At 70.6% G+C, this 25,083-nt stretch carries 22 protein-coding genes and 2 pseudogenes; 2 read left to right on the forward strand and 22 right to left on the reverse strand.

The window, feature by feature from the left end; translation table 11 throughout:
* Positions 1–114: 114 nt before the first annotated feature.
* Complete coding sequence (gene rpsB, locus ACFWI9_RS20780) at positions 115–981, reverse strand: 30S ribosomal protein S2 (protein WP_387164023.1); 867 nt, start codon at positions 979–981, stop codon at positions 115–117.
* A gap of 277 nt (positions 982–1,258) precedes the next feature.
* On the opposite strand from rpsB, the pseudogene ACFWI9_RS20785 reads away from it, so the two are divergent.
* A pseudogene (locus ACFWI9_RS20785) lies at positions 1,259–1,675 on the forward strand (peptidoglycan DD-metalloendopeptidase family protein); the annotation flags it as partial.
* Positions 1,676–2,052: 377 nt separating this feature from the next.
* Here ACFWI9_RS20785 and ACFWI9_RS20790 read toward each other — a convergent pair.
* The 18 genes and pseudogenes from ACFWI9_RS20790 to proS all read right to left on the reverse strand — a co-directional run bounded on the left by ACFWI9_RS20790 (position 2,053) and on the right by proS (position 17,474).
* Positions 2,053–2,613 (reverse strand): TetR/AcrR family transcriptional regulator, encoded by a 561-nt coding sequence (locus ACFWI9_RS20790; protein WP_387164025.1) that lies wholly within the window; start codon positions 2,611–2,613, stop codon positions 2,053–2,055.
* A gap of 111 nt (positions 2,614–2,724) precedes the next feature.
* On the reverse strand, positions 2,725–3,561 hold the full coding sequence (whiG, locus tag ACFWI9_RS20795) for an RNA polymerase sigma factor WhiG (RefSeq protein WP_387164027.1): 837 nt from the start codon (positions 3,559–3,561) through the stop codon (positions 2,725–2,727).
* A 252-nt stretch (positions 3,562–3,813) separates the two neighbouring features.
* A complete protein-coding gene (dprA, locus tag ACFWI9_RS20800; protein ID WP_387164028.1) occupies positions 3,814–4,992 on the reverse strand; it encodes a DNA-processing protein DprA in 1,179 nt (392 codons plus the stop codon).
* Complete coding sequence (locus ACFWI9_RS20805) at positions 4,989–6,623, reverse strand: YifB family Mg chelatase-like AAA ATPase (RefSeq protein WP_387164029.1); 1,635 nt, start codon at positions 6,621–6,623, stop codon at positions 4,989–4,991. Before ACFWI9_RS20805 ends, dprA begins: the two co-directional genes overlap by 4 nt.
* Positions 6,623–7,057: a YraN family protein gene (locus ACFWI9_RS20810; protein WP_387164031.1), complete on the reverse strand. Its 435-nt coding sequence runs from the start codon at positions 7,055–7,057 to the stop codon at positions 6,623–6,625. Before ACFWI9_RS20810 ends, ACFWI9_RS20805 begins: the two co-directional genes overlap by 1 nt.
* 118 nt (positions 7,058–7,175) lie before the next feature.
* Complete coding sequence (locus tag ACFWI9_RS20815) at positions 7,176–7,484, reverse strand: DUF2469 domain-containing protein (protein ID WP_003993268.1); 309 nt, start codon at positions 7,482–7,484, stop codon at positions 7,176–7,178.
* A gap of 73 nt (positions 7,485–7,557) precedes the next feature.
* Positions 7,558–8,310, reverse strand: coding sequence for a signal peptidase I (gene lepB, locus ACFWI9_RS20820; protein ID WP_387164033.1), 753 nt, complete (start codon positions 8,308–8,310; stop codon positions 7,558–7,560).
* 49 nt (positions 8,311–8,359) lie between these two features.
* A complete protein-coding gene (lepB, locus tag ACFWI9_RS20825; RefSeq protein WP_387164035.1) occupies positions 8,360–9,280 on the reverse strand; it encodes a signal peptidase I in 921 nt (306 codons plus the stop codon).
* A gap of 402 nt (positions 9,281–9,682) precedes the next feature.
* A pseudogene (gene lepB / locus ACFWI9_RS20830) lies at positions 9,683–10,480 on the reverse strand (signal peptidase I); the annotation flags it as partial.
* Entirely contained in the window at positions 10,380–11,456 is a 1,077-nt protein-coding gene (gene lepB / locus ACFWI9_RS20835; protein ID WP_387164036.1) for a signal peptidase I, read from the reverse strand. The gene lepB (ACFWI9_RS20835) and the pseudogene lepB (ACFWI9_RS20830), both read right to left, overlap by 101 nt.
* Complete coding sequence (gene lepB / locus ACFWI9_RS20840; protein WP_387164037.1) at positions 11,449–12,240, reverse strand: signal peptidase I; 792 nt, start codon at positions 12,238–12,240, stop codon at positions 11,449–11,451. The genes lepB (ACFWI9_RS20835) and lepB (ACFWI9_RS20840) overlap by 8 nt, the downstream gene beginning before the upstream one ends.
* 71 nt (positions 12,241–12,311) lie before the next feature.
* Entirely contained in the window at positions 12,312–12,662 is a 351-nt protein-coding gene (gene rplS / locus ACFWI9_RS20845) for a 50S ribosomal protein L19 (protein ID WP_344366774.1), read from the reverse strand.
* A 131-nt stretch (positions 12,663–12,793) separates the two neighbouring features.
* On the reverse strand, positions 12,794–13,615 hold the full coding sequence (trmD, locus tag ACFWI9_RS20850) for a tRNA (guanosine(37)-N1)-methyltransferase TrmD (protein WP_387164039.1): 822 nt from the start codon (positions 13,613–13,615) through the stop codon (positions 12,794–12,796).
* Complete coding sequence (gene rimM, locus ACFWI9_RS20855; protein WP_387164040.1) at positions 13,615–14,187, reverse strand: ribosome maturation factor RimM; 573 nt, start codon at positions 14,185–14,187, stop codon at positions 13,615–13,617. The genes trmD and rimM overlap by 1 nt, the downstream gene beginning before the upstream one ends.
* Positions 14,188–14,264: 77 nt before the next feature.
* Positions 14,265–14,504, reverse strand: a complete 240-nt coding sequence (locus ACFWI9_RS20860) for an RNA-binding protein (protein ID WP_014176063.1) — start codon at positions 14,502–14,504, stop codon at positions 14,265–14,267.
* 2 nt (positions 14,505–14,506) lie between these two features.
* Positions 14,507–14,947, reverse strand: a complete 441-nt coding sequence (rpsP, locus tag ACFWI9_RS20865) for a 30S ribosomal protein S16 (protein WP_338673189.1) — start codon at positions 14,945–14,947, stop codon at positions 14,507–14,509.
* Positions 14,948–15,167: 220 nt separating this feature from the next.
* A complete protein-coding gene (locus ACFWI9_RS20870; protein WP_387164041.1) occupies positions 15,168–15,761 on the reverse strand; it encodes a hypothetical protein in 594 nt (197 codons plus the stop codon).
* A gap of 297 nt (positions 15,762–16,058) precedes the next feature.
* A complete protein-coding gene (proS, locus tag ACFWI9_RS20875) occupies positions 16,059–17,474 on the reverse strand; it encodes a proline--tRNA ligase (RefSeq protein WP_387164042.1) in 1,416 nt (471 codons plus the stop codon).
* Between the two features lie 212 nt (positions 17,475–17,686).
* Between proS and ACFWI9_RS20880 the strand changes: the two genes are divergently transcribed.
* Positions 17,687–18,565, forward strand: coding sequence for a class I SAM-dependent methyltransferase (locus ACFWI9_RS20880; protein ID WP_387164044.1), 879 nt, complete (start codon positions 17,687–17,689; stop codon positions 18,563–18,565).
* 73 nt (positions 18,566–18,638) lie between these two features.
* Here ACFWI9_RS20880 and ftsH read toward each other — a convergent pair whose 3' ends face one another.
* The 3 genes from ftsH to ACFWI9_RS20895 all read right to left on the reverse strand — a co-directional run bounded on the left by ftsH (position 18,639) and on the right by ACFWI9_RS20895 (position 25,070).
* Positions 18,639–20,549, reverse strand: a complete 1,911-nt coding sequence (gene ftsH / locus ACFWI9_RS20885; RefSeq protein WP_387164045.1) for an ATP-dependent zinc metalloprotease FtsH — start codon at positions 20,547–20,549, stop codon at positions 18,639–18,641.
* 143 nt (positions 20,550–20,692) lie between these two features.
* Positions 20,693–22,243, reverse strand: a complete 1,551-nt coding sequence (gene ffh, locus ACFWI9_RS20890) for a signal recognition particle protein (protein WP_387164046.1) — start codon at positions 22,241–22,243, stop codon at positions 20,693–20,695.
* 346 nt (positions 22,244–22,589) lie between these two features.
* Positions 22,590–25,070, reverse strand: coding sequence for a [protein-PII] uridylyltransferase (locus tag ACFWI9_RS20895; protein WP_387164048.1), 2,481 nt, complete (start codon positions 25,068–25,070; stop codon positions 22,590–22,592).
* Positions 25,071–25,083 lie beyond the last annotated feature (13 nt).

Raw genomic sequence — 25,083 nt, forward strand, 5'->3', positions numbered from 1 at the left:
TATCTACCCATTTTATGATAAAAAATCTTAAGTCCAAGCTTCCAACCAAAAACGGTACAACGGCGGGGTATTGTTGGCCCCCCGCCGTCAACATCCGAACCTGAGACTGAGGTGTCAGGCCTGCTCGGCGTCCGCGGGCGGAGCCTCGGCAGCGGCCTCGGCCGGCTTCTCGGCCTCGGCGGCCGGGGTCTCGTCGGCCTTCTTCTCGCCCTCGAGCAGGTCGCGCTCCCACTCGGCCAGCGGCTCGCCCGCGGCCTTGTCGCCCGGCTTCGAGTCACCAGCGGCGACGCCGGAGCGGGCGATGAGGCCCTCGGCGACGGCGTCGGCGATCACACGGGTGAGCAGGGTGACGGAGCGGATCGCGTCGTCGTTGCCCGGGATCTTGTAGTCGACCTCGTCGGGGTCGCAGTTGGTGTCGAGGATCGCGACGACCGGGATGTTGAGCTTGCGCGCCTCACCGACGGCGATGTGCTCCTTCTTGGTGTCGACGATCCAGACGGCGCTCGGCACCTTCTGCATCTCGCGGATACCACCAAGGGTCTTCTCCAGCTTGGCCTTCTCGCGGGAGAGGACCAGGAGCTCCTTCTTGGTGAGGCCGGAGGCGGCCACATCCTCGAAGTCGATCGCCTCAAGCTCCTTCAGACGCTGGAGGCGCTTGTAGACGGTGGAGAAGTTGGTGAGCATGCCGCCCAGCCAGCGCTGGTTGACGTACGGCATCCCGACGCGCGTCGCCTGCTCGGCGATGGCCTCCTGGGCCTGCTTCTTGGTGCCGACGAACATGATGGAACCGCCGTGGGCGACGGTCTCCTTGACGAACTCGTAGGCGCGGTCGATGTACGACAGCGACTGGAGCAGGTCGATGATGTAGATGCCGTTGCGCTCGGTGAAGATGTAGCGCTTCATCTTCGGGTTCCAGCGACGGGTCTGGTGACCGAAGTGGACGCCGCTCTCCAGCAGCTCCCGCATCGTGACGACGGCCATGGCCGTATCTCCTTGGGTTTCTCGGTTGTGTCCTGACGCCCCGGCGCGCCGTGCCGCGAGGACCGAGGGGCGCGACCACCGACCGTTGAAAGGGGTGGTGGCGGGGCGTGCGAAGTCGACCCGGTGGCCCGGATCGCCAGAAGAAGTGTACGGGACCCGCGCAGTGCCGGGTGACGGCACTGTCCACAACCGGGCGGTTGTCCACAGATCTCGGCCATGATCACCGGGAGCGGCGCGGGTCCGGCACCGTCGGGGCATGAGACGCGTAGCGGAGTACATGAGGGGCGCGCGGCTCGCCCGGGCGCTGGCCGTAGCGGTGTTCACGTGGCTGGGCTGGGCGAGCGCGGGTGCCGTGGCCTGGGCCGGGGAACCGGTCGGGACCTGGCCGGTTCGCCCGGCGGGACAGCAGCGGCCGGTGGTGATCCGCGGCTTCGAACCGCCGGCCGGACCGTACGGGCCCGGGCATCGGGGTGTCGATCTGGCCGCGCCGCCCGGCGCGCTGGTGCGGGCGGCGGTGGCGGGGCGGGTGTCGTTCGCGGGGCCGGTGGCGGGGCGCGGGGTGCTCTCGATCATTCTGGCGGGTACCGGGGAGCCTCCGCTGCGCACCACGTACGAGCCGGTGCGCCCACTGGTGCGACCAGGCGCCGAGGTGGCGATGGGCGAGGTGGTGGCTGTCCGCGCGGCGGAGCCCGCGCACTGCGCTCAGGGCTGTCTCCACTGGGGGCTGCGGCGCGGGGACGCGTATCTCGATCCGCTGTCGCTCCTGCCGCCGTCCGAGCTGCGGCGGGGTCCTTCCCGGCTGCTTCCGGTGTTCGGGGTGCCGCTGCCCGGGCCGGCTACCGGGGTCCCGCCGAGCGCTGCCGTGCGTCCGGTGCGCGCCTGGGGCGAGGTGTCGCCGGCGGTCGCCCTTGCCTTGCCGTCGGTCCGGTCGCACGGCACTCCGCGCGGCCCGGCACCCGCCCGTCGGTCCAGTCGCACGGCACTCCGCGCGGCCCGGCACCCGCCCGTCGGTCCAGTCGCACGGCACTCCGCGCGGCCCGGCACCCGCCCGAGGGCTCGCGCCGTGGCTGGTCAGACTCCCCGGACGCCGCGCAGTGCCATGGATACGGCGGCTTCGGCGATCTCGGTGGGGTCTTCGGCGGCGCCGAGCTCGATACGGCGGACCGCCGCGTCCACGACGCCCTGGAGCAGCATGGCGGCGAGCCGGGGCTGCTGGTGGCCGAGTGCGTCCAAGGCCTGGACGATCATCGCGACCAGGCCGCCGTGCGCGGCGCGGATCTTCTCGCGCGCCCCGTCGTCCAGCTCACTCGCGGAGATGGCGACCACGGCCCGGTGGCGCCGGTCTCCGACCAGGGTGAGCTGGCGGCGGACATACGCTTCGACCTTGCCCTCAGGCGTCGCGGCCCGCTCCATGGCGGCTTCCACCTCGGCGGCCCAGACCGGGAAGTCGACGGCGCACAGCTCCTCGACCACGGCCGCCCGTGAGCGGAAGTACTCGTAGACGGAGGACCTGGCGAGCCCGGTGCGCTCGGCGAGAGCCGGGAATGTCAGTGCCTCCGTACCGCCTTCGGAGAGCAGAGATCGCGCGGCATCCAGCAGGGCGCCGCGTTGCATGGTCCGGTGCTCGGCCACGGAGGCCGCTCGAATCCTTGGCACCCGACCACTTTACGGGTGGCACGGTCCTGACGGATACGGACGACGGAATCGGCCAGGCAGCGCGGATGCCCGTGGCACGTGCACGTGTCAGCGGCCCATGTCCGCGAGCTTCGCCCGGAGCTGGAGCACCGACTTGGTGTGGATCTGGCTGACCCGGCTCTCGGTGACACCGAGGACGTTTCCGATCTCGGCGAGGGTGAGGCCTTCGTAGTAGTACAGCGTGACGACGGTCTTCTCCCGGTCGGGCAGCGTGTTGATCGCGCGCGCGAGCAGCCGTCGCAGCTCCCGGTCCTCCGCGACCTCGACGGGGTTGTCGGCGGCGGTGTCCTCCAGGGTGTCCATGAGACTGAGCCGCTCACCGCCCTCACCACCGACGTGCAGCAGTTCTTCCAGAGCCACCACATTGGCGAGGGACAACTGGCTGAAGACCGCGTGCAGTTCCTCGAGCCCGATGCCCATCTCCGCGGCGACCTCGCTCTCGGTCGGCGTGCGCCGCAGCTGGGCCTCCAGCGTGGCGTAGGCGCGCTCCACGGCCCTGGCCTTCTGCCGGACCGAGCGGGGGATCCAGTCCAGCGCCCGCAGCTCGTCGATCATGGCGCCGCGGATGCGGGTGATCGCGTATGTCTCGAACTTGATCGACCGCTCGATGTCGAATTTCTCGATGGCGTCGATGAGCCCGAAGACCCCGGAGGAGACGAAGTCGGCCTGCTCCACGTTCGACGGCAGTCCGACACTCACCCGACCCGCTACGTACTTCACCAGGGGTGAGTAGTGCAGGATCAGCTGCTCCCGCAGCCGCCCGTCGCCGGTTGCCTTGTACGACCGCCACAGCTCGTCGAGAGACGAGGGCGCGGGCGGGCGCACAGGGCCACGGGCGGCGGGGGGCACTGCCGCGCGGTCAGACCCGGAGGTGTGCTGGGGCATGCGTTGCCTTGAGCCGTTCTGCTGTGGGGTGTGAGGGGATCGTTGGTCGGGGTCGGCTGATGGGGGGATCTGGAGCGTAGCGTGACTGGACGGTCGCTTTGCGCGAACGACGGTGGATCGCACTGGCCGGGGTAGGGGGTATCGGGCAGACCTTCGAACGGCGGCCCATCGCCGTCCGCATCGGTGCCCGGGGAGAGCCTCGGGGGCGCGGCGCAGGTCGTCGGCATCACCCTTTCACCCGAATGCCCCAGGTCAAGCACCGCCTCGCCGGGAGTTCGACGGGTGCTGCCCACCCCGTGCCAACTGCCAGCCGGAGCCATGTCGTTCCACGAAGCCGAGCGACTGGAGTTCGTACAGCCTGCCGAGGGCTTCATCGGGGGTGGTCCCCGCCCTGAGGGCGACCTCCCGCCCGTCCAGCCCGCCTCGTGACGGAAGAGCCTCCAGGATTGCGCTCTCCGCGGGCCCCAGAAGGTCCCGCGCGAGCACCGGCCCGCGTCGTACGGGTGCGAGCTCGCCGATGTCCCCGACCACCTCGACCACCTCGTCCGCGTCGGTCACCAGCACCGCGTCCGCACGCAGCAACTCATGCACACCCGCGGAGAGTCCGCTGGTCACCGGGCCCGGTACGCCCATGGTGCAGCGCCCGAGCCGCTCTGCGGCGCGGGCGGTGACCAGCGAACCGCTGCGGAGTTCGGCCTCCACGACGACCGTCCCGCGGGTGAGGGCGGCGATCACCCGGTTCCGCAACACGAACCTGCTGCGCGTGGGGTGGGCGCCAGGTGGCAACTCCGCGACTACCAGGCCCTGTTCGGCGATACGGCCGATCAGCCCCGTATGGGAGCGGGGGTAGGCGACATCGACACCGCAGGCGAGTACCGCGACGGTCGCTCCCCCGGACGCCAGGGCACCGCGGTGTGCCGCTCCGTCGACTCCATGGGCCGCTCCGGAGACAACGACCCAGCCGCGCTCGGCGAGCCCCGAGCCGAGGCTTCCGGCGATACGGGCGCCATAGGGGGTGCAGGCCCGTGCGCCCACCACCGCGACCGATCGCAGGGCCCATTTCCGCAGGTCGGCGCCACCGCGCAGCCAGAGGCCTACGGGTCTGCCGTCGCCGAGGTCATCCAGCTGGGTGGGCCATTCAAGATCGCCGGGGCAGACGAACCGGCCGCCGAGCACCGCCACCGCGTCGATATCCCGCTCCGGAAGCGCGGCCTGGGCCCGTATGCGGTACCCCTCGATCCGCCGCTCCCCGGGTCCGGAGAGCGGGACTTCGATGCCGGCACGGGCCCGCAGCCGCTCCATCAGCCCTACCGGCCCGTGTTCCCGCAGCCACCGCCCGGCATGCTCATCACCCGGTTCGACGACCCTGGTCAACGCGGCCCGCGCCAACCGCTCCTCGTCGCCCACCGCGGCTGCCGTCGGCGTCCTCACGGCCACCCCCCGGCGACGGCCGGAACGCCCCGGGCGATGCCCGTGCGCAGTTGCAGTGACAGCCGGACGTCCTCGGCCGCGGGGCGGTCGTGGCCTCGGAGGTCGGCGACGGTCCAGGCCACCCGCAGCACCCGGTCCATCCCCCGGGCGGTGAGCAGCCCCCGCTCCATGTCCCGCTCAGCCTCGGCCAGTGCGCCGGACGCCACCCGCCAGCGGACGCGGAGCTCATGTCCCGGCACCTCGCTGTTGACGCTCCACGGGGTGCCGTCCAGCCGTGCCGCCGCCCTCACTCTGGCCTCCTGGACGCGGGCGGCGACCGTCGCACTGGACTCGCCCCTCCCTTCGTGTCCTCGCTGCCCCAGCAGATCGGACCGGCTCACCGGCTCCACCTCGACGCGTAGATCGACCCGGTCCAGCAGCGGCCCCGACAGCCGTGCCTGATAGCGGCGGATCACCGCGGAGGGGCACTCGCAGCCGGTGCCCGACAGGGTGTGCTGTCCGCACGGGCATGGATTGGCCGCCAGCGCCATCAGGAAACGGGCGGGAAGCAGCACCATCCCGGCGCTGCGGGCCACGACCACTTGCCCGGATTCAAGCGGCTGGCGGAGTGCGTCGAGGACCTTGGCGGAGAATTCGGGAGCCTCGTCCAGAAAGAGCACCCCCCGGTGCGCCAGGGAGACGGCCCCTGGTCTGGGCAGGCCCTGCCCGCCTCCCACGAGGGACTGCATCGTCGCGGAATGGTGGGGCGCGCAGTACGGGGCCGTACGTACCAGAGGTTCACCCGGTGGGAGGATGCCCGCGACCGAGTGGACGGCCGTGACCTCCAGGGACTCCCGTCGCGTCAGCGGAGGGAGCAGCCCGGGGAGCCGCTCTGCCAGCATGGTCTTGCCCGCGCCCGGCGGGCCTTGGAGCAGCAGGTGGTGGGCTCCCGCCGCGGCGACCTCCAGGGCCGTCCGCGCGGCGTGCTGCCCCACCACTTCCGCCAGGTCCGGCGTGTGCCCCTCACCGGAAGGCCCGCCTCCTGCCAGCCCGGTGCCCACCCCGGCTCCTGGCACCAGCAGCCCCGCGAGCATCGGATCGGGCCGTCCCTCGTCGTCCGGCTCCTCCTGTGGCACCGGTTCGTCGCAGAGGATGGCGATCAGTTGGCGCAGGCTGCGCACGCCCAGCACGGACACCCCGGGCACGAGGGCCGCCTCGCCGGCCGTCTGCTCGGGGACGACCACCTGCCGGTATCCGGCCTCGGCCGCGGCGAGCACCGCGGGCAGCACTCCACGCACCGGACGGGCCCTACCATCCAGTCCCAGCTCGCCGATGAGCACCAGATCGGCGATCGCCGACGGATCGACACGCTCCGCGGCACCGAGCACCGCACAAGCCACCGCCAGGTCGAAGCCGCTGCCGCTCTTGGGCACGGAAGCCGGGCTGAGGCCTACGGTGAGCTTCTTCTGCGGCCACTCGGCTTCGGAGTTGACCACAGCCGCCCTGACCCGGTCGCGGCTTTCCACCAGGCTCTTGTCGGGCAGGCCGACCAGGGTGAAGGCCGCCACACCCGGCTCCAGATCGGCCTGGACCTCGACGACCACGCCCTCCACGCCGACCAGTGCGACCGAGCAGGTGCGCGCGAATGCCATCAGGCCACCCCTCGCACGTGCTCGACCCGCGGCGCGCCGCGCCGGGGCAGCGTCACCCCGATGAGATCGATCCGCACCCCGCCCGGTGGCGGTGGTTCTCCGCATCGGTGCAGCCAGCATTCGGCCAGCCGTCTGAGCCGATCCGCCTTGGCCGGGGTGACCGCGGCCATCGGATGCTGGAAGATCTCGCTCCCCGAAGGGCCGGCCCGGTCCGCGCGGGCCGGGCCACCCGTGCCACCCTGCCCTCCCGGGTGCGCCCCTCTGCGGGTCTTCACCTCGCATACGACGACCTTGTCGCCGTCGCGGGCGACGATGTCGATCTCACCGGTCCGCCCGCACCGCCAGTTCCTCGCCAGCACCACCATGCCGGTATCGACCAGCCGCCGCGCCGCCAGCTCCTCGCCGTAGCGTCCCAGTGCCCGTGTCGCGTTCATCTCGGCACCACCTCCGGCACCGACTCTGACGCGTCACTCCCCCGCTTGTGGATCTTGGTGCTTTCCGGTGGAAAACCAGCCGCTTGTGGATATCTCGCTCACCCGGAAGGGTGCGGGTTCAGCCGCTCGGGAGTTCGAGGTCGCTCTTGTTGAGCTCCTCGATGTTCACGTCCTTGAAGGTGAGCACGCGGACCTGCTTCACGAATCTCGCCGGGCGGTACATGTCCCAGACCCATGCGTCCGCCATCGAGACCTCGAAGAACACCTCGCCCTGCACCGAGTGCACCTGCATCTCGTAGTCGTTGGTGAGGTAGAAGCGTCGCTCCGTCTCGATCACGTATTTGAACAGACCGACGACGTCGCGGTACTCCCGGTAGAGCTTCAGCTCCATCTCGGTCTCGTACTTCTCGAGGTCCTCGGCGCTCATGGCATGTTCCCCTTCAGCCGTGCGTTCCCCTATTGTGCGCCAGGCTCACGCGGCCTCAGGCATTTTCCGGACGTCAAGCGTGCGTCGTCACCCGGTCACGCGCCGCGGGCGCGTTCCGCCGGCCGAAACGCCGTGCCACCGGCCCGTAGGCCGCACCGCCCAGGATCAGCAGCGCCCCGCTCACAACGGCGGCGAGGATCAGCTTCACCGGTCCCGGCTGGGACACTCCGCCGGGCAGGGCCGCGAAGCTCTGCGGGCGCTCCACGAATCCGCCCGACAGGGGCCAGGCCACCATGTCGACCCGGGCGCTGACGTCGTCGCGGGAGACAGCGCCGCGCCCTGCTTCCTGGAGGTGCTCCCGGGAGTCCAGCGAGCCCATGCGCTCGTCTCCGAGCAGGAAGAGCTTCCCCTCCGGCACCTCTGCGCTGAAATCCGTGGGTGAGGCCTTCGCCTGGTTCGCCAGATAGGGCTCGTCGACCGGCTTGCCGTTGACGGTGAGCCGGCCCTGCGCGTCGCAGCAGGCGACGGTGTCACCGCCGACGGCGACCACCCGCTTGAGCATGGTCGCGTCGCCCCATGCCTTGTCGGTGAAGACCACGACGTCGCCGCGCCGTACGTCGGAGCCGTCGATCCGCTCGGCCAGCACCCGGTCGCCGGGACTGACGGTCGGCGACATGGACTCGCTCGGCACGGTGTACGGCTGGTAGGCGATGGCTCCCCACCCGAATCCGCCGAGGAAGAGCAAACAGCCGACGGCCACGGCCAGCCCCGACAGCACCCTGCCGACGCGGCCGTGACCGTCCGCTATCGCACCTGCTGCGCTCATCCCCGCGCCTCCGCTCCGGAGTCGACAATCGCTGATCTGAGTCGGCACCCTACCCGGCAGTACGGCGATCGGTCAGCCTCCGCCTGCGGCGGATCACCAGCGGCAGTGCTCCTGCGACCGCTACGGCACCGGGTGCCACGCTCGCCGCCGCCGCGCCCAGACCCGTCTGGTCGAACGTGTCCGGGACCGGCAGGGTCGACCAGCGGTCGATCGGCCAGGCCACCACCACGGCGCGCCCCACGACCTTGTCGACCGGGACGAAGCCCTTGTTGGCGTCCTCCATGTGGTAGCGGGAGTCCCGGGAGTTCTGGCGGTGGTCGCCCATCACCCAGATCTTGCCCTCGGGCACCTTCAACGGCCCGAACGGCGCATCGTCACACGGCGTGTTCCCCGGATAGATGTACGGCTCGTCCAGCGCCTTCCCGTTCACCTTCACCGGACCACCCGCCTTGCACTCCACCGTGTCCCCACCCACCGCGATCGTCCGCTTGATCAGATCCTTCTCCTCGGACGACGGCATCAGACCGATGAAACTCAGGAACTGCTGCAACACATTCGGCTCAGGAGTCGGCTCCCCATCCAGCCAGCCACCCGGATCGTGGAACACCACCACCTCACCCCGCTCCGGCTCCCCACCGAACCACGGAGTCAACTTGTCCACCAGCACCCGGTCACCACGCTGAAGCGTGTCCTGCATCGAATCCGACGGAATCGAGAACGCCTGCACCAGAAACGTCTTGATCAACAACGCCAGCAACAACGCGATACCCACCAGCAGCGGCAGCTCCTTCCAGAACGACCGATGCCCCCTCGCCCGAGCACCCTGGCCATCACCGGAGTCCCGACCCTCACCGGAGGCCTGACCGCCATCCTCAGCGGAACGCGCCCCGGAGGCAGACGCGCCGGGATGCTCGGGCCTCTGCTCGGGGTCTCCATGTCCAGACTGTGCACCGACGGCCACGTCGCTCACATCCACTCCTCTATCTGCTGCCTGCTGCGCCAACGCCTGCCTCTGGGCACCGTCGATCACAGGCCCATTACCCCGAACAACGAGCGGGAGTTCCGCACGGCTACTGCCATCCCCCGATCGCCTCGCCGTTCGACGACTCGGCCGTACGACTCGGCCGTACGGCCGGTGCGGCGGAAAGCCGCCCTGCCGCGGCAGAGCGCCCCCTGGTCGCTCAGCGTGCTCGCCAGGCGGCCGGGGGCGCTTCATCAGCTTGTCGCTTCTGCCATCCGTCAGCTTTACGACGGTCCTTCCGGCACCCGCGAGCGGGACCGTTCTCCATCATCGCGCAACCGGGCGGACCCGGCCGCTCGACGCTTCGCACGAGTCAACGCGCGTCAGCGGCCATCAGTGCCCGGAGCCGGCGGTGTCCGGCGCCGGCAGGGTCGACCAGCGGTCGATCGGCCAGGCCACCACCACGGCGCGCCCCACGACCTTGTCGACCGGGACGAAGCCGCCTTCCGGCCCGTCCTGGTTGTAGCGGGAGTCCAGTGAGCTCTGGCGGTGGTCGCCCATCACCCAGATCTTGCCCTCGGGCACCTTCAACGGCCCGAACGGCGCATCGTCACACGGCGTGTTCCCCGGATAGATGTACGGCTCGTCCAGCGCCTTCCCGTTCACCTTCACCGGACCACCCGCCTTGCACTCCACCGTGTCCCCACCCACCGCGATCGTCCGCTTGATCAGATCCTTCTCCTCGGACGACGGCATCAGACCGATGAAACTCAGGAACTGCTGCAACACATTCGGCTCAGGAGTCGGCTCCCCATCCAGCCAGCCACCCGGATCGTGGAACACCACCACCTCACCCCGCTCCGGCTCCCCACCGAACCACGGAGTCAACTTGTCCACCAGCACCCGGTCACCACGCTGAAGCGTGTCCTGCATCGAATCCGACGGAATCGAGAACGCCTGCACCAGAAACGTCTTGATCAACAACGCCAGCAACAACGCGATACCCACCAGCAGCGGCAGCTCCTTCCAGAACGACCGATGCCCCCTCGCCCGAGCACCCTGGCCATCACCGGAGTCCCGACCCTCACCGGAGGCCTGACCGCCATCCTCAGCGGAACGTTCGCCTGGCTCCGCGGGTCCTGCGGTCTCGGCCGGCCCTTCGGACCGCCGCTCGTCCCGCTCGGGTCCAGATCGTGCGTCGACCGCCACGTCCCCCACATCCACTCCTCGCTCCGCGCCACGCCCCGTGCCGGAGCCGGTGCAGCCCCACCACGCCCATCGCCAGCGGAAGTTCCGCGGCACCCGGGAGGCTGAGCATTGCGTTCAGATTCTGAGTGGACACACTAGGCGACGGTCCTGCGGCAGTTGTCGCGGCACCCCGGGCGTCGGGCACCGAGGCGTACGTACCGCGTTGTTCGAGTCCTTTCCAGTGGTCGAAGGGCCAGGCGATCACGACGGCCCGACCGATCACCCCGTCCATGGACACCGTGCCGTCATAGGCCTCGTCCAGATGGGCTCGCGAGTCGGCGGAGTTGGACCGGTGGTCGCCCATCACGAAGAGCCGCCCGTCGGGGACCCGCACCTGGAACCTCAGCGTCGACGGACCGCTGTCGGGATGCAGGTAGGGCTCGTTCAACGGGACGTCGTTGACCGTGACGCGGCCGTTCGTGTCGCAGCATTTGACGGTGTCCCCACCGACCCCGACGACCCGCTTGATCAGGTCCTGCTCGTCCTCGGAGGGAAGCAGTCCGATGAAGGTCAGCACCTGCTTGACCTGTTTCACCACGACCGGGTCTTCCTTGACGGGTGTCCGCTCCTGCTGGAGCCAGCCGCCCGGGTCACGGAACACCACGACGTCGCCGCGCTGCGGCTTCTTGCCGAACCACGGGGTCAGCTTGTCCACCAGGACCCGGTCATCGATCTGGATCGTCTGCTCCATCGAGCCCGACGGGATCACGAACGCCTGCACGAGGAACGTCTTGAGCCCGAGCGCGATCAGCAGCGCCACCATGATCAGGATCGGTATCTCCTTCACGGCCGAGCGCCGACGCCGCCGCTTCACCTTGCGGGCCAACCGCCGCCGTTCCGCACGTCCTGGCAGGGTCCGGGTCCCGTTGGTGGGGCGCGTGCCGGTGGGCAGCCGGGTGTCGGCACGGTGACTCGGACGCCGTCCGCGGTTACCCATGGGCACCGCCGGGGGCGGGCACGGAGTAGAAGGTCATGGTCGGCGGCTGCACCGTCGACCAGCGTCCGGCCGGCCAGCCGATCCAGTCCGCCCGGCCGATGACCTTGTCCAGCGGCACCATGCCGCCGCCCGGGTCCCCGAGGTGGTCCCGGGAGTCACGGGATTTGTCCCGGTGGTCCCCCAGCACGAACAGCGTGCCCTCCGGCACGACGACGTCGAACGGCACACGGGAGGGGGCGTCGTCGGGGTGGACGTAGTACTCGTCGACAGCCACACCGTTCACCTCGAGCCTCCCTCCTCTGCCGCAGCACTTGACGCGGTCACCGCCCACGCCGATAACGCGCTTCACGAAGTCGGTCTCGGCCGGTTCGGCGAGCCCGAGCGCCGCCGCGGTGCCCCGCACCAGCCCGGCGAACACGCTGCGGTCGGCCGCCTCCTGGACGAACGACCCGGTGCCGTCGAAGACGACGACGTCCCCCCGCTGCGGTTGCGAGCCGAAACGGTACGCCAGCTTGTTCACCACCACCCGGTCGCCGACCTGGAGTCCGGGCTCCATCGAGGTGCTCGGGATCAGGAAGGGCTGGACGACGAAGTGGCTCAGCAGCAGGAGGAGGACACCGGCGATCACACCGAGCCCGGCCGCACGGCGCAGGCTGAGCCGCCGCAGGAATCCGGAGGCGCGGGTGGATATACGCGCGGAGCGCGACCGCGCCTCCGGCGGGGAATCATCAGTCCCCTGTGCGGAGGAGCGGTCGCGCTCCGTGTGCTGTACGTCGGTGTCCATCGCTGCCAGATGTTATCCGGCCGCGATAAGAACCGTATGAGGCCTCAGCCCGGCGCGGTGTGAGCCTGAGCTCAGTTGTCGCGCTTCTCCTTGATCTTCGCGGCCTTGCCGCGCAGCTCACGCAGGTAGTACAGCTTGGCGCGGCGGACGTCACCACGGGTGACGAGCTCGATCTTCTCGAAGATCGGGCTGTGCACCGGGAAGGTGCGCTCGACGCCGACCGAGAAGGAGACCTTGCGGACCGTGAAGGTCTCGCTGACGCCGGAGCCCTGGCGGCGGATGACGACACCCTTGAACTGCTGGATACGGGAGCGGTTGCCCTCGATGACGCGAACGTGGACGTTCACGGTGTCACCGGGACGGAAGGCCGGGACGTCAGTCCGCAGCGAGGCGGAGTTGACGACGTCGAGGACGTGCGACATGTTCGTCTGCTTTCTTCGCCGATGCCACAGGTCATCAGCGGTATGAAGAAGTTGGGATGGGGTCCGTCACGTCGGAGCGGGCGCCGTGTCCCCCTGTGGCAGGGGACGCACGCCGGACGTACGGCAGCGGCCTATTCTTCCACGGCCGGTGGCCTGCGCCAAAATCGGCCATCGGCCGAAGGCGCCCAGCCCAGGATGGAGAGCATCTCCCGGTCCTTCTTGTCGAACAGCGACGGGTCGCAGCGCTCGATCAGGTCGGGCCGGTTGGCGGCCGTCCGCCGGAACGCCTCGTCGCGCCGCCAGCGCGCGATCTTCCCGTGGTGCCCGCTGAGCAGCACGTCCGGGATGCCGCGCCCGCGCCATTCGGGGGGCTTGGTGTAGACGGGGCCTTCCAGCAGATTGGCCATGGCACCCGGCGCGAAGGAGTCGTCCTGGTGGGACTCGGCATTGCCGAGCACTCCCGGCAGCAGGCGGGCCACCGCCTCCGTGATGACGAGGACGGCGGCTTCGCCGCCCGCGAGGACGTAGTCGCCGATGGAGACTTCGAGGACCGGGAGGCGAGTGGCGTATTCCTCCATCACCCGGCGGTCGATGCCCTCGTAGCGGGCGGGGGTGAAGATCAGCCAGGGCCGCTGGGACAGCTCTACGGCGAGTTCCTGGGTGAACGGCCGCCCGCTGGGGGTGGGTACGACGATGACCGGGCCGTGCGCCCCGGCCTCGTAGCCGTCGGCGATGGCCTGGTCGAGGGCGTCCCCCCAGGGTTCGGTCTTCATGACCATGCCGGGACCGCCGCCGTACGGGGTGTCGTCCACGGTGTTGTGCCGGTCGTAGGTCCAGTGCCGCAGATCGTGTACGTGGACGTCCAGCCGCCCTCGGGTCCGCGCCTTGCCGACCAGCGAGACGTTCAGGGGTTCCAGGTACTCGGGGAAGATCGTGACGACGTCGAGCCGCATCAGGCCGACTCCTCGCCCTCGTCCTCGCTCCGCTCCTCGTCGCGGCTCGAAGCGATCTCGGCCCGGTCGTCGATCAGGCCCGGCGGCGGGGTGATGACGGCCTTCTGCTCCGTGAGATCGATCTCGGTGACGATCTCCTCCACGAAGGGGATCATCACCTCGCTGCCGTCGGGCCGCTCCACGATGAAGAGGTCCTGCGACGGCAGATGTGAGATCTCCGTGATCCGCCCCACCTCGGTGCCGTCGGAAAGCACCACATCGAGGTCGATGAGCTGGTGGTCGTAGTACTCATCGGGCTCGTCGGGACGCTCGTCCGGGTCGACATCGGCGATGAGCAGCGTGTTGCGCAGGGCTTCGGCGCCGTTGCGGTCCCGTACACCCTCGAAACGCAGCAGCAGCCGGCCGCTGTGCACCCGACCCGTCTCGATCGTCAGCGGTCCGGCCGACGACGGGTCGGTACGGAGGACGGCCCCGGGCCCGAGCCTCAGTTCCGGCTCGTCGGTGCGGACTTCGACGGTGACCTCGCCCTTGATGCCATGGGCACGGCCGATCCGTGCGACTACCAGCTGCACGCTCAATGCTCCTGTCATACGACGACGGGCCGGAGAGGACAGTAAGCCCTCCCCGGCCCGTGCCGGTGATCAACTGATCAGCGGACCTGGTCCACGTCAACGAGGTCGACACGGACACCCCGGCCACCGATGGCGCCCACGACGGTGCGCAGGGCGCGGGCGGTGCGGCCATTGCGGCCGATCACCTTGCCGAGGTCATCGGGGTGCACCCGAACCTCCAGCACGCGCCCGCGACGCAGGTTGCGCGAGGCGACCTGCACATCGTCGGGGTTGTCGACGATGCCCTTCACGAGGTGCTCGAGAGCCTCCTCGAGCATGCTCAGGCCTCGGTCGACTCGGCGGGGGCCTCAGCCTCGTCCGCCTTCTTCTCGGACTTCTTGGCCTTCTGCGTGATGGCCTCGCCCTTGGTGTCGTCGCCCTCGAGGGCCTTGGCGAACTCGTCGAAGGAGCGACGCTTGTCTTCCTTCGTCGCCGGGACGAGCAGCGGCTTCTCCGGGGCCGGCAGGCCCTTGTGCTTCTGCCAGTCGCCGGTCAGCTTGAGGATCGCGAGGACCGGCTCGGTCGGCTGGGCGCCGACAGAAAGCCAGTACTGGGCACGCTCCGAGTCGACCTCGATACGCGACGGGTTGTACGTCGGGTGGTACAGACCGATCTCCTCGATGGCCCGGCCGTCACGGCGGGTACGGGAGTCGGCGACGACGATGCGGTAGTGAGGCGAACGGATCTTGCCCAGACGCTTCAGCTTGATCTTGACTGCCACGGGAGTGGGTTCTCCTGATTTTGACGTGGTTGGGCACTACGAGATGCCGCGTGGGGTTGCGGTACCCGATCGGCCCGATGGACGCGTCAGCCGGAGGAGAGAGGGGTCCTATGCGACTGTCGAGTACAGCTGGCCATTCTGCCACACGCATGACACGGGGGCGGACCATGGGCCGGTCCGCCCGCGTGAAGGGCTCACGCATGCGATCGCGCCGAGCGGCTCAGCTCGCCGCGGCCACCGCTTCGGGGATACGGAACGGCTTGCCGCAGCCGCCGCAGACGATCGGGGCCTGAGCGAGTACCGATGGCACCACTCTGACGTTGCGCCCGCAGTCGCATACGGCCTTGACCCGTACGCCACCGCCCGACGATCCGTGCCGGGCGGCCGGTCCGCGGAAGGTGCGCTTGGTGTCGGATGCCGTAGCGACCGTGTGCGCGGCGAGGGCGCGCTGGAGCCGCTCGATAGTCGGCCGGTACCGCCGCTTCGCCTCCGCGTTGAGCGTGACCAGCGAGAAGCCGCTGCTCGGATGCGGCTCCTCGGGGTGGTCCAGGCCCATCTCCTCGGCGATCGCCAGGAACCGGCGGTTGTGATAGCGGCCGGCGCGGGAGGTGTCGCGGACCCCTCGGGCGGCGGCGATGCCGTGGACTGCCTCGTGGAGCAGTCGTTCGAAGGAGAGCTCGTGGCCGCACGCCGACGAGGACTCTCCGATCAGGGATTCGGGCGCGGCGAGATCCGGCAGCTCGGGGTGGTGCCGCTGAATGTCGGCCCACGCCTGCGCCAGCTCTGCGGCGAGGACAGGTGGTGTCGTGCTCACGTCGTGAACAACGAGCCGGAGTGCCCTCGGGTTCCATTCCGGGGCATCCCAAATAATTTGCACTTACCCGTCAGTTGGCATTGATGCGTCCTGACGAGGGCGGGTGCGCTGAACTGCGGAGGAGTCACGCAGCTCGCTACAAGCCGGTACGTAGTGGAGCGTCGGCGAAATACGGGCCGAAGTCCCGCGCCCCGCACGTCATGGCGTGTGCCGGGGCTTGCGCCCGGGCCACCCGGACCGCCTGGCAGGCCGGTGGCCACCTCGCGGCGACCGCCTTCACGCCCCCCGGTGACGTCCTCAGTAGGCACGCGCGACGATCGCGAGCGTACCCGGAGCGTCATCGGCCTCCGGCACCGACCCGTCCTCGCCGATCAGACACCGTACGGACACGGACTGCTCCGCGAGCGAGGCCTCACCTTCCGTCCCTAGGACGGCCCAGGGAATGCGCGCCCATCCGCCGGCGAGTGCCGCCTCCGCCGCCTCCTCGACCGTGGCCGCGTCGGTGGTACGGGCCTCCCGGCGCTCCCGCGACTGGCGCAGCAGCAGCGCCTGGTCCTCTTCGAGCACCTTCGGCAGCAGCCCCGCGAGCGCGTCCACCGCCACGGGCTCCTTGCCACCGGGAATGCGCCGGGCGAGCATCGCCGTACCGCTCTCCAGGTCACGCGGCCCGACCTCGACGCGCACCGGCACTCCCCTGAGCTCCCAGTCCACGGCCCTGCGCCCGAAGGGGACGTCGGTGCGGTCGTCGACCTGGACCCGGATCCCCGCGGCCTTCAACCGGTCGCCGAGCCCCCGCACCACGGCGAGCACCGCCTCGTCGTCCTTGATGGCGAGTACCACGACCTGGACCGGCGCCAGCCGGGGCGGCACCCGCAGTCCGTTGTCATCGCCGTGCGACATGATCAGGCCGCCGACCATCCGGGTCGAGGTGCCCCAGGAGGTCTGCCAGGCCAGTTCCTGCCTGCCGTCCTTCGAGAGATACGTGGTGCCGAAGGCCTTGGAGAAGTTGGTGCCCAGCTCATGGCTGGTGCCCAGTTGCAGGGCCTTGCCGTCGCCCATCATGCCTTCGAGCGTCAGGGTGTTGATGGCCCCCGCGAAGCGCTCCCTCGGCGTCTTGCGCCCGAGCACCACGTCGATGGCGAGGAGGTTCACCATGAAGTCGGCGTAGACCTCGCGGTGGATTCGGGCGGCGTAGTCCCGCGCCTCCTCGAAGGTGGCGTGGGCGGTGTGGCCTTCCTGCCAGAGGAATTCGGTCGTACGCAGGAAGACCCGCGGACGCATCTCCCAGCGGACCACGTTCGCCCACTGGTTGATGAGCAGCGGCAGATCCCGGTAGCTCTGCACCCACTTGGAGAAGTATTCGTTGATGATCGTCTCCGATGTGGGGCGGACGACGACCGGCTCCTCCAGTTCCTTGCCCCCGCCGTGCGTGACGACCGCGAGTTCGGGGGCGAAGCCCTCGACGTGCTCGGCTTCCTTCGTCAGATACGACTGGGGGATGAAGAGCGGGAAGTACGCGTTGGAGGCGCCGGCCTCCTTGATGCGCGCGTCCATCTCCTGCTGCATCCGCTCCCAGAGTCCGTAGCCGTACGGGCGGATCACCATCGTGCCCCGCACCGGCCCGTTGTCGGCGAGCTCGGCCTTGTTGATCAGGTCCTGGTACCAGCGGGGGAAGTCCTCGGCCTGCGGCGTGAGGACGGGTGCCTTTGCCATGGCGGGAATCGTACGGCGGACGCACTCTGATTGGGGAATCCCCCGGGACAGCGCGGGGGCGCACGACCGGAGTGCGCCGAGGCTTTGCGGCGCGACCCCTGGACGTACGGACGGATGCGGAGTTCCCTGGCATACGGGGGCGCAGGAGCGCACACACGGGGGACTGTCAATCAGGGCACGGCTGACCTCTCGGTGGATTGGGGCGCTTTTCGATGGGACATACGCTCGTCCGGCACCACCCCCGTACCCCTACAGCCTCCGCACACCCGACCGGTGACCCCGCGCGGGCCCGTGACTGGGCCGAGATCCAGGAACGGATGCTGGTACCCCTCTACGAGGCGGCGTACGAGCATCTGGAGGTCGGCGCGCGGTCCCGGGTGCTGGGGCTCGGCTGCGGTTCGGGGCTTGCCCTGCTGATGGCGGCGGCACGCGGAGCACGGGTCACCGGGGTCGACACGGACGGGGCGCGCCTGGCGCTCGCCCGTACGCGGCTCACGCCGGAGCGGGGCGGCGTGACCGGCTCCGCCGGGGGCGGCTCCGGCGGCGAGGGCATACGTCTGGTGGAGGGCGGTCCTGAGGACGTCGCGGACCCCACCCGGCCACGCTTCGACGTGATCACCGCTTTTCAGCCGATCGGGTGTACCGCGGGCGACTCGGAAGGGCTCGTTCCCGCCCTGGAAGCGTCCGTTCCGCTCGCTGAGCGGGGCAGCGCGGTCCTGCTGGCGGGCTGGGGGCCGCCCGAGCGGTGCGCCACCGCGGCGGTGCTGCGGGTCGCGAGCCGGCTGACCGAACGGCTGCGGACGGCCGGTGGCTGGCGGCAGACCCGGCGGGACGATCTGGAGGACGTGGCGACCAGGGCCGGGCTCAACCCCGACGGCTCTGGACGGGTCGCCTGCCCGTTCGGTTACGCGGACCCGGACAGCGCGGTGCGCGGGCTGCTGTCGACCGGGCTGTTCGACGCGGCGATCCGGGCGACAGACCGGAAGCAGGTCGAGAAGGAGATCGCGGAGGCGCTGCACCCGCATGTGCGGCCCGACGGAACGGTGTGGATGCCGAATGTGTTCCGGTATCTGATCGCCCGGACACCCTGAGGCCGCCGACGCGGAACGGACAGCTCACCCGGACGGACTACCGACGCGGAACGGGACGGCCCACCCGGACGGGCTACTCCGCCCCGTTGCTCTTGGCGAGCCGCGGGATGCCCGCCGCCCGGTACGCCTCGTCCTCCTCAAGGGTCTCGTTGGCGAGCAGGGCATTGGCGAGGGCGTCCAACCGGTCGCGGTTGTCCCGTAGCTGCCGGCAGGCGCTCTCGTAGCACTCGTCGGCGACCCGGCGCATCTCGTGATCCACCGCGTCCAGGGTCGCCGGGGCGGCGGCGAGCCCGTACGGCTCCTGCCCGTCGCCGGGGATCGCGGTGAAACGGCCCACGCGTTCGCTCATGCCCCAGCGGCCGACCATGCCCCGCACCAGACGGGTGACCTGGTCCAGATCGCTCTCGGAGCCGGTCGTGACCACCCCGAAGACCACGTGTTCGGCGGCCATTCCGCCCAGTGCGCCGATGATCCGCCCGCGTAGGTACTCCTCCGTGTAGGCGTACCGGTCGGCGTCGGGCGTGGACAGGGTGACGCCCAGCGCTCGGCCGCGCGGCACGATCGTGATCTTGCGTACCGGGTCGGCCCCGGGCTGGAGCATGCCGAGCAGCGCGTGGCCGCTCTCGTGGTAGGCGGTTCTGCGGCGCTCGTCCTCGGGCATCACCAGCGGCCGTTCCGCGCCGAGTTGCACCTTCTCCAGGGCCGCGGAGAGATCCCCCTGGGTGACCTCGCGCTGTCTGCGCTTGACCGCAAGCAACGCGGCCTCGTTGGCGAGGTTCGCCAGTTCGGCACCCGTCATGCCCGGCGTCGTACGGGCCACCTGGACGAGGTCGACCCCGTCGGCGAGCGGGATCTCCCGGGTGTGGATCCGCAGGATCGCCTCACGGCCGCGCCGGTCGGGCGGGCTTACCTGCACGATCCGGTCGAAACGGCCCGGACGGGTGAGGGCGGGGTCGAGCACGTCGGCACGGTTGGTGGCGGCGAGCACGACCACGCCCTCGGAACCGGTGAAGCCGTCCATCTCGGTCAGGATCTGGTTGAGCGTCTGCTCCCGCTCGTCATGGCCGCCGATGCCCGCCCCTCCGGAGCGCACCCGGCCGATGGTGTCGATCTCGTCGATGAACACGATGGCCGGGGCGACCTTGCGGGCCTCGGCGAAGAGTTCCCGCACCCGGGACGCGCCCACGCCGACGATCATCTCGATGAACTCGGACGCGGACGCGGAGAAGAACGGCACCCCCGCCTCCCCCGCCACGGCCCGCGCGAGCAGGGTCTTCCCGGTGCCGGGCGGGCCGGCGAGCAGCACGCCGCCGGGCATCCGGGCGCCCATGTCGCGGTACGCCTGGGGGTTCTTCAGGAAGTCCACGACATCGTTGAGCTCGCCGGCGACCTCGTCGATCCCGGCCACATCGTCAAAGGTGGTGCGCCTGCCCGCGGTCAGCTCGACGGGCCGGGGCGGGACCTTGCGGCCGAACGGCCCGGGAACACCGCCGCCCAACCGCCGCGCGACGAGGACCCAGATGAGGACCAGCACCAGGATCGGGGCGAGCGAGATCAGCAGATTGACGAGAAACCCGCGCTGGGCGACGACGGGTTCGGCTGTCACGGTGACACCCTTGCGGGTGAGTTCCTGCCAGAGGTCGTCATCGGCGAAGGAAGGTCGCTGGGTGCTGAACGTGGTGTAGTCGCCGTATCCGTCCGGCAACCGCCGGGGCTTCTTCAGCTCGCCCTGGATGGCGTCACCCTTGGCGTAGATCTTCGCGACATTGCCCGCGGTGACCTGTTTGCCGAACTCGGTGTACGAGAGGGTGGGCTGCTCTTCCTCGCCGAGGAACGTCAGCGCGACGAACGCGGCGGCGAACACGATGAACGCAGCCAGCGCCAGCCCGATCCAGCCGCCGGGCGGCCGGCGCTTCGGCGGCGGAGCGCCCTCGGACCGCCAGGGCTGGTCGGTGCGGTCGCGCGGAGGTACGGAATTCGCCACGAAGCCATGACCCCACGACTCAACCGGCGCTGCCACCCGAGCGGGCACATGGCCGAGGGCCCCGGGGTCGCTTCACCGACAGCGTCGGCGGTACGGCCTCGGGGCCCTCGGTCATGTGCCACCACTCCGGTGGGGGCGCTCGGTCAGCCCATGAACTTCTTGAACTCGTCCGGGAGCTCGAAGTCCTTGCCCGCGCCTCCCGCCGGAAGGCCGAACGCGCCGCCCTGGGCGGCCTGCTCACGACGCGCCGCGGCAGCCTCCTCCTCGGCCTTGCGCTTCATCGGGTTGCCGCTCTTGCGCTTGCCCTTGGCCTGCTTCTGCTGCTTCTTCTGACGGCCGGGCCCACCGCCCATACCCGGGATCCCCGGCATTCCGGGCATCCCGCCGCCCTGCGCCATCCGCGACATCATCTTCCGAGCCTCGAAGAACCGCTCGACCAGGCCCTTGACCGCGCTGACGTCGACACCCGAGCCCTTGGCGATACGGGCCCGGCGCGAGCCGTTGATGATCGTCGGGTCGTGGCGCTCGCCGGGGGTCATCGACTTGATGATCGCGGCCGTGCGGTCCACGTCCCGCTCGTCGATGTTGTTGATCTGGTCCTTGATCTGGCCCATTCCGGGCAGCATCCCGAGCAGTTTGGAGATGGAGCCCATCTTCCTGACCTGCTCCATCTGGGCCAGGAAGTCATCGAGCGTGAAGTCCTTGCCCTTGCTGCTCGCCAGCTTGGAGGCCATCTTGGCGGCCTCTTCCTGGCTGAAGGTCTGCTCGGCCTTCTCGATGAGCGAGAGCACATCGCCCATGCCGAGGATCCGGGACGCCATGCGGTCCGGGTGGAACGCGTCGAAGTCGTCCAGCTTCTCGCCGTTGGAGGCGAACATGATCTGCTTGCCGGTGACGTGGGCGATGGAGAGCGCGGCACCACCGCGGGCGTCGCCGTCCAGCTTGGAGAGCACCACGCCGTCGAAGCCGACACCGTCGCGGAAGGCCTCCGCGGTGTTGACCGCGTCCTGACCGATCATCGCGTCGACGACGAAGAGGACCTCGTCGGGGCTGACCGCGTCCCGGATGTCCGCGGCCTGCTGCATCATCTCCTGGTCGATACCGAGACGGCCGGCGGTGTCGACCACGACGATGTCGAACTGCCTGGTCCGCGCGTACTCGATCGACTCCTTGGCGACCTGGACCGGGTCGCCCACTCCGTTGCCCGGCTGCGGTGCGAACACCGCGACACCGGCCCGCTCCGCCACCACGGAGAGCTGGTTGACAGCGTTGGGGCGCTGAAGGTCGCAGGCCACGAGCAGCGGCGAGTGGCCCTGGCTCTTGAGCCAGAGGCCGAGCTTTCCGGCGAGCGTGGTCTTACCGGCACCCTGGAGACCCGCGAGCATGATCACGGTGGGCGCCTGCTTGGCGAACCGCAGGCGCCGGGTCTCGCCGCCGAGGATGCCGATGAGCTCCTCGTTGACGATCTTGATGACCTGCTGCGCCGGGTTCAGCGCCTGGGACACCTCGGAGCCCAGCGCGCGCTCCTTGATCTGCTTGATGAAGGAGCGGACGACGGGCAGTGCCACATCGGCTTCGAGGAGCGCGATACGGATCTCACGTGCCGTGGCGTCGATGTCCGCCTCACTGAGGCGTCCTTTGCCCCGGAGGCTTTTGAATGTCGCGGCAAGGCGGTCGGAGAGGGTATCGAACACGGCGGTCGCGGATCCTCGGGTCTCGGGGGCAACGGGACAATCGCCCTCAAGGGTATCCGCCCCGGCGATGGGGACGCCTTCGCCGGTCGGATTCCGCCGGCGGAGGGGGAAAACCCTCACCGAGGAGACGATCCCGCGGTGTCGACGCCCACGACGCCGCGCGGAGGACCATCCCGCCTCGGCAGGGACAACCCCGCGACGCCGCTCCCCGCCCCGGTCGGAGGCCACCGCGCCACACCGACGCCCACGACGCCGTACAGCCGTACAGCTTTACAGAGGACAGTCCCCGCACCGGCTCGCGAGCCGCCACGGGGACTGCTTATTCCGCCTCATCGCCCACCCCGCGTCACCCGCGCAGCGCCGCCTCCAGCGTTCGCGCCACCTCAGCGGCCTCCGCCGCGGGCAGCGGGGCGCCCTCGGGCCCGGTGACGTAGAAGGCGTCCACCGCGTTCGCCCCCAGTGTGGACACATGCGCGCTGCGCACCCGTACCGCCGCCGACTCCAGGGCGTGGCCGATCCGGTGCAGCAGCCCCGGCATGTCCTGGGCTCGCACCTCGATCACGGTGGCGAACCGGGAGGCCGCCGACGCCACGGTGACGCGGGGTGGTGGCGCGGTCGCGCCGCGCCTGCGCGGGTACGCAGCCTCACGCTCGGCCAGCCTGGACGGGATGTCGAGCGAACCGTCGAGGGCGCGTACGAGGTCGGCGCGCAGCCGGGCAGCCTGCGGCAGGGAGCCGTAGGCGGCGGCGACCCGCCAGTCGAGCACGAGGACGGAGCCAGGGCCGACCTCGCTCGGCAGTTCGATTGCCCTGAGGTCGGCGGCACGTACGGTGAGCCGGTGCAGGGCGAGTACGCCCGCGACGGCGGGCAGCACTCCGGGCTGGTCGGGCACGGCGATCAGCAGTTCGACGCCGACCGGCTCGGACTCGCCCTCGTGCTGGGGTGCCTCGGTCTGGGCTCGCAGGGCCAGTACGGGACCGCCCGTGCGCAGTGCCTCCACGGCGAGCCGCTCCTGCTCGGCCGAGGGCGCGGCGGGCTCTGGCTCGTCGGGGGCCTCGCCCGCGAGCACCCCGCCGACCCGTTTCACCAGGTCGGTGACGAGCGAGCCGCGCCAGGCGGACCAGGCGGCGGGACCGGTGGCGAGGGCGTCCGCCTCGGTGAGCGCGTGCAGCAGCTCCAGCGTGCCCGGTGAGCCGACGGCGTCGGCGACCGCCCGCAGGGTCGCGGGGTCGTCCAGGTCGCGCCGGGTGGCGGTCTCCACCAGCAGCAGATGGTGGCGTACGAGAGCGGCGATCACGCTCACGTCGTGCTTGTCGAAGCCGATCCGCCCCGCCAGGTCGCGGGCGATGGTCTCCCCGGCCACCGAGTGATCGCCGGGCCAGCCTTTGCCGATGTCGTGCAGCAGCGCGGCGACGAGGAGCAGGTCGGGGCGGCCGACACGGCGGGTGAGGGCCGAGGCCCGTACCGCGGTCTCGACCAGATGGCGGTCGACGGTCCAGGTGTGCACGGCGTTGCGCTGGGGGCGGCAGCGGACCCGCTCCCAGTCAGGCAGCAGCCGGGTGATCAGCCCTTCGGCCTCCAGGGCCTCCCATACGGGGACGGTGGACTCGCCGGCGCCGAGCAGTGTGACCAGTTCCTCCCGCGCGGCGGCGGGCCAGGGCGCCGGCAGCGGCGCGGCCGCAGTGGCGAGGTGGCGTACGGCGTGCCGGGACAGCGGCAGCCCGGACTGGGCCGCCGCGGCGGCGGCCCGCAGCGGCAGCACGGGGTCGCGTTCGGGCTTGGCGGTGCGGGCGAGTACGGCCTCGCCGTCCATCTCGACCACGCCTTCGGCGAGCGGGGTGCGCTCGGGTTCCGGGCGCCGCCCGCTGAATGCCCGCCCGTCGCCCGCCACCACCCTTCTGAGGAAGTCGCTGCGCTCCCTTGCCCTTTCGCGCAGCCGGGGGCGCGCGGACCGGGCCTTGAGGACCCGGTTCACCTCGCGCCAGGTGACGTCCGAGGCGTACGAGATGGTCCGGGCGGCCTCGTACACCTGGCGCAGCAGGGTGTCGGCGTCCAGCAGCCCGAGCTCGTCCGCCACCTGGTCCTGCTCCTGGAGGGCGAGCCGGTCGGTGGCGCGGCCGGTGGTGAGGTGGAGGGCGTCCCGGGTGTCGAGGAGGGCCCGGCGGGCGTCGGCGAGGCCCTCGCGTGGCGCGTCGGCGAGCCAGGAGGCGGCGACGGCACGCAGGGCGGTGGCGTCCCGCAGTCCCCCGCGGGCCTCCTTGAGGTCGGGTTCCAGCAGGTACTGGAGCTCGCCCTGGCGGGCGGCGCGCTCGCGGCAGAGCTCGTCGAGCTCCGGCAGCCGTTTCGCGGCCTGGTTGCGCCAGTCGGCGAGTACAGCGGTGCGCAGCGCGGCGACCAGTCCGAGGTCTCCGGCGACACCCCGGGCGTCGAGCAGCCCGAGCTGCACCTTGAGGTCGTCGCCCGCGGTCTTGCGGGCCTCGTCGGCGGTGCGCACGGAGTGGTCGAGCGCGACCCCGAGGTCCCAGACCGGGTACCAGATGCGGTCGGCGAGGGAGGAGATCTGCCCGGCGTCCGCGCTGCCGTCGTGCAGCAGCAGCAGATCGAGGTCGCTGCGCGGGGACAGCTCGCCCCGTCCGTAGCCGCCGACGGCGATGAGGGCCGCGCCGCGTACTCCGCTGTCCCGCGCCGCCCTGGTGAACAGCGCGGAGAGCCAGTCGTCGGTCAGCCGGGCCAGGGCGGCACGGCGCGGGGGGGGCGCCCCCCCCCCCCAAGACCCCGGGGGGCGGCCCCCGCCCCCCCCCCGCCCCCCGGCCCCCCCGGTCAGGATGGGGGGGGGAGAA

The organism is Streptomyces sp. NPDC127084, from assembly GCF_042724175.1.
Classification (GTDB): Bacteria; Actinomycetota; Actinomycetes; order Streptomycetales; family Streptomycetaceae; genus Streptomyces.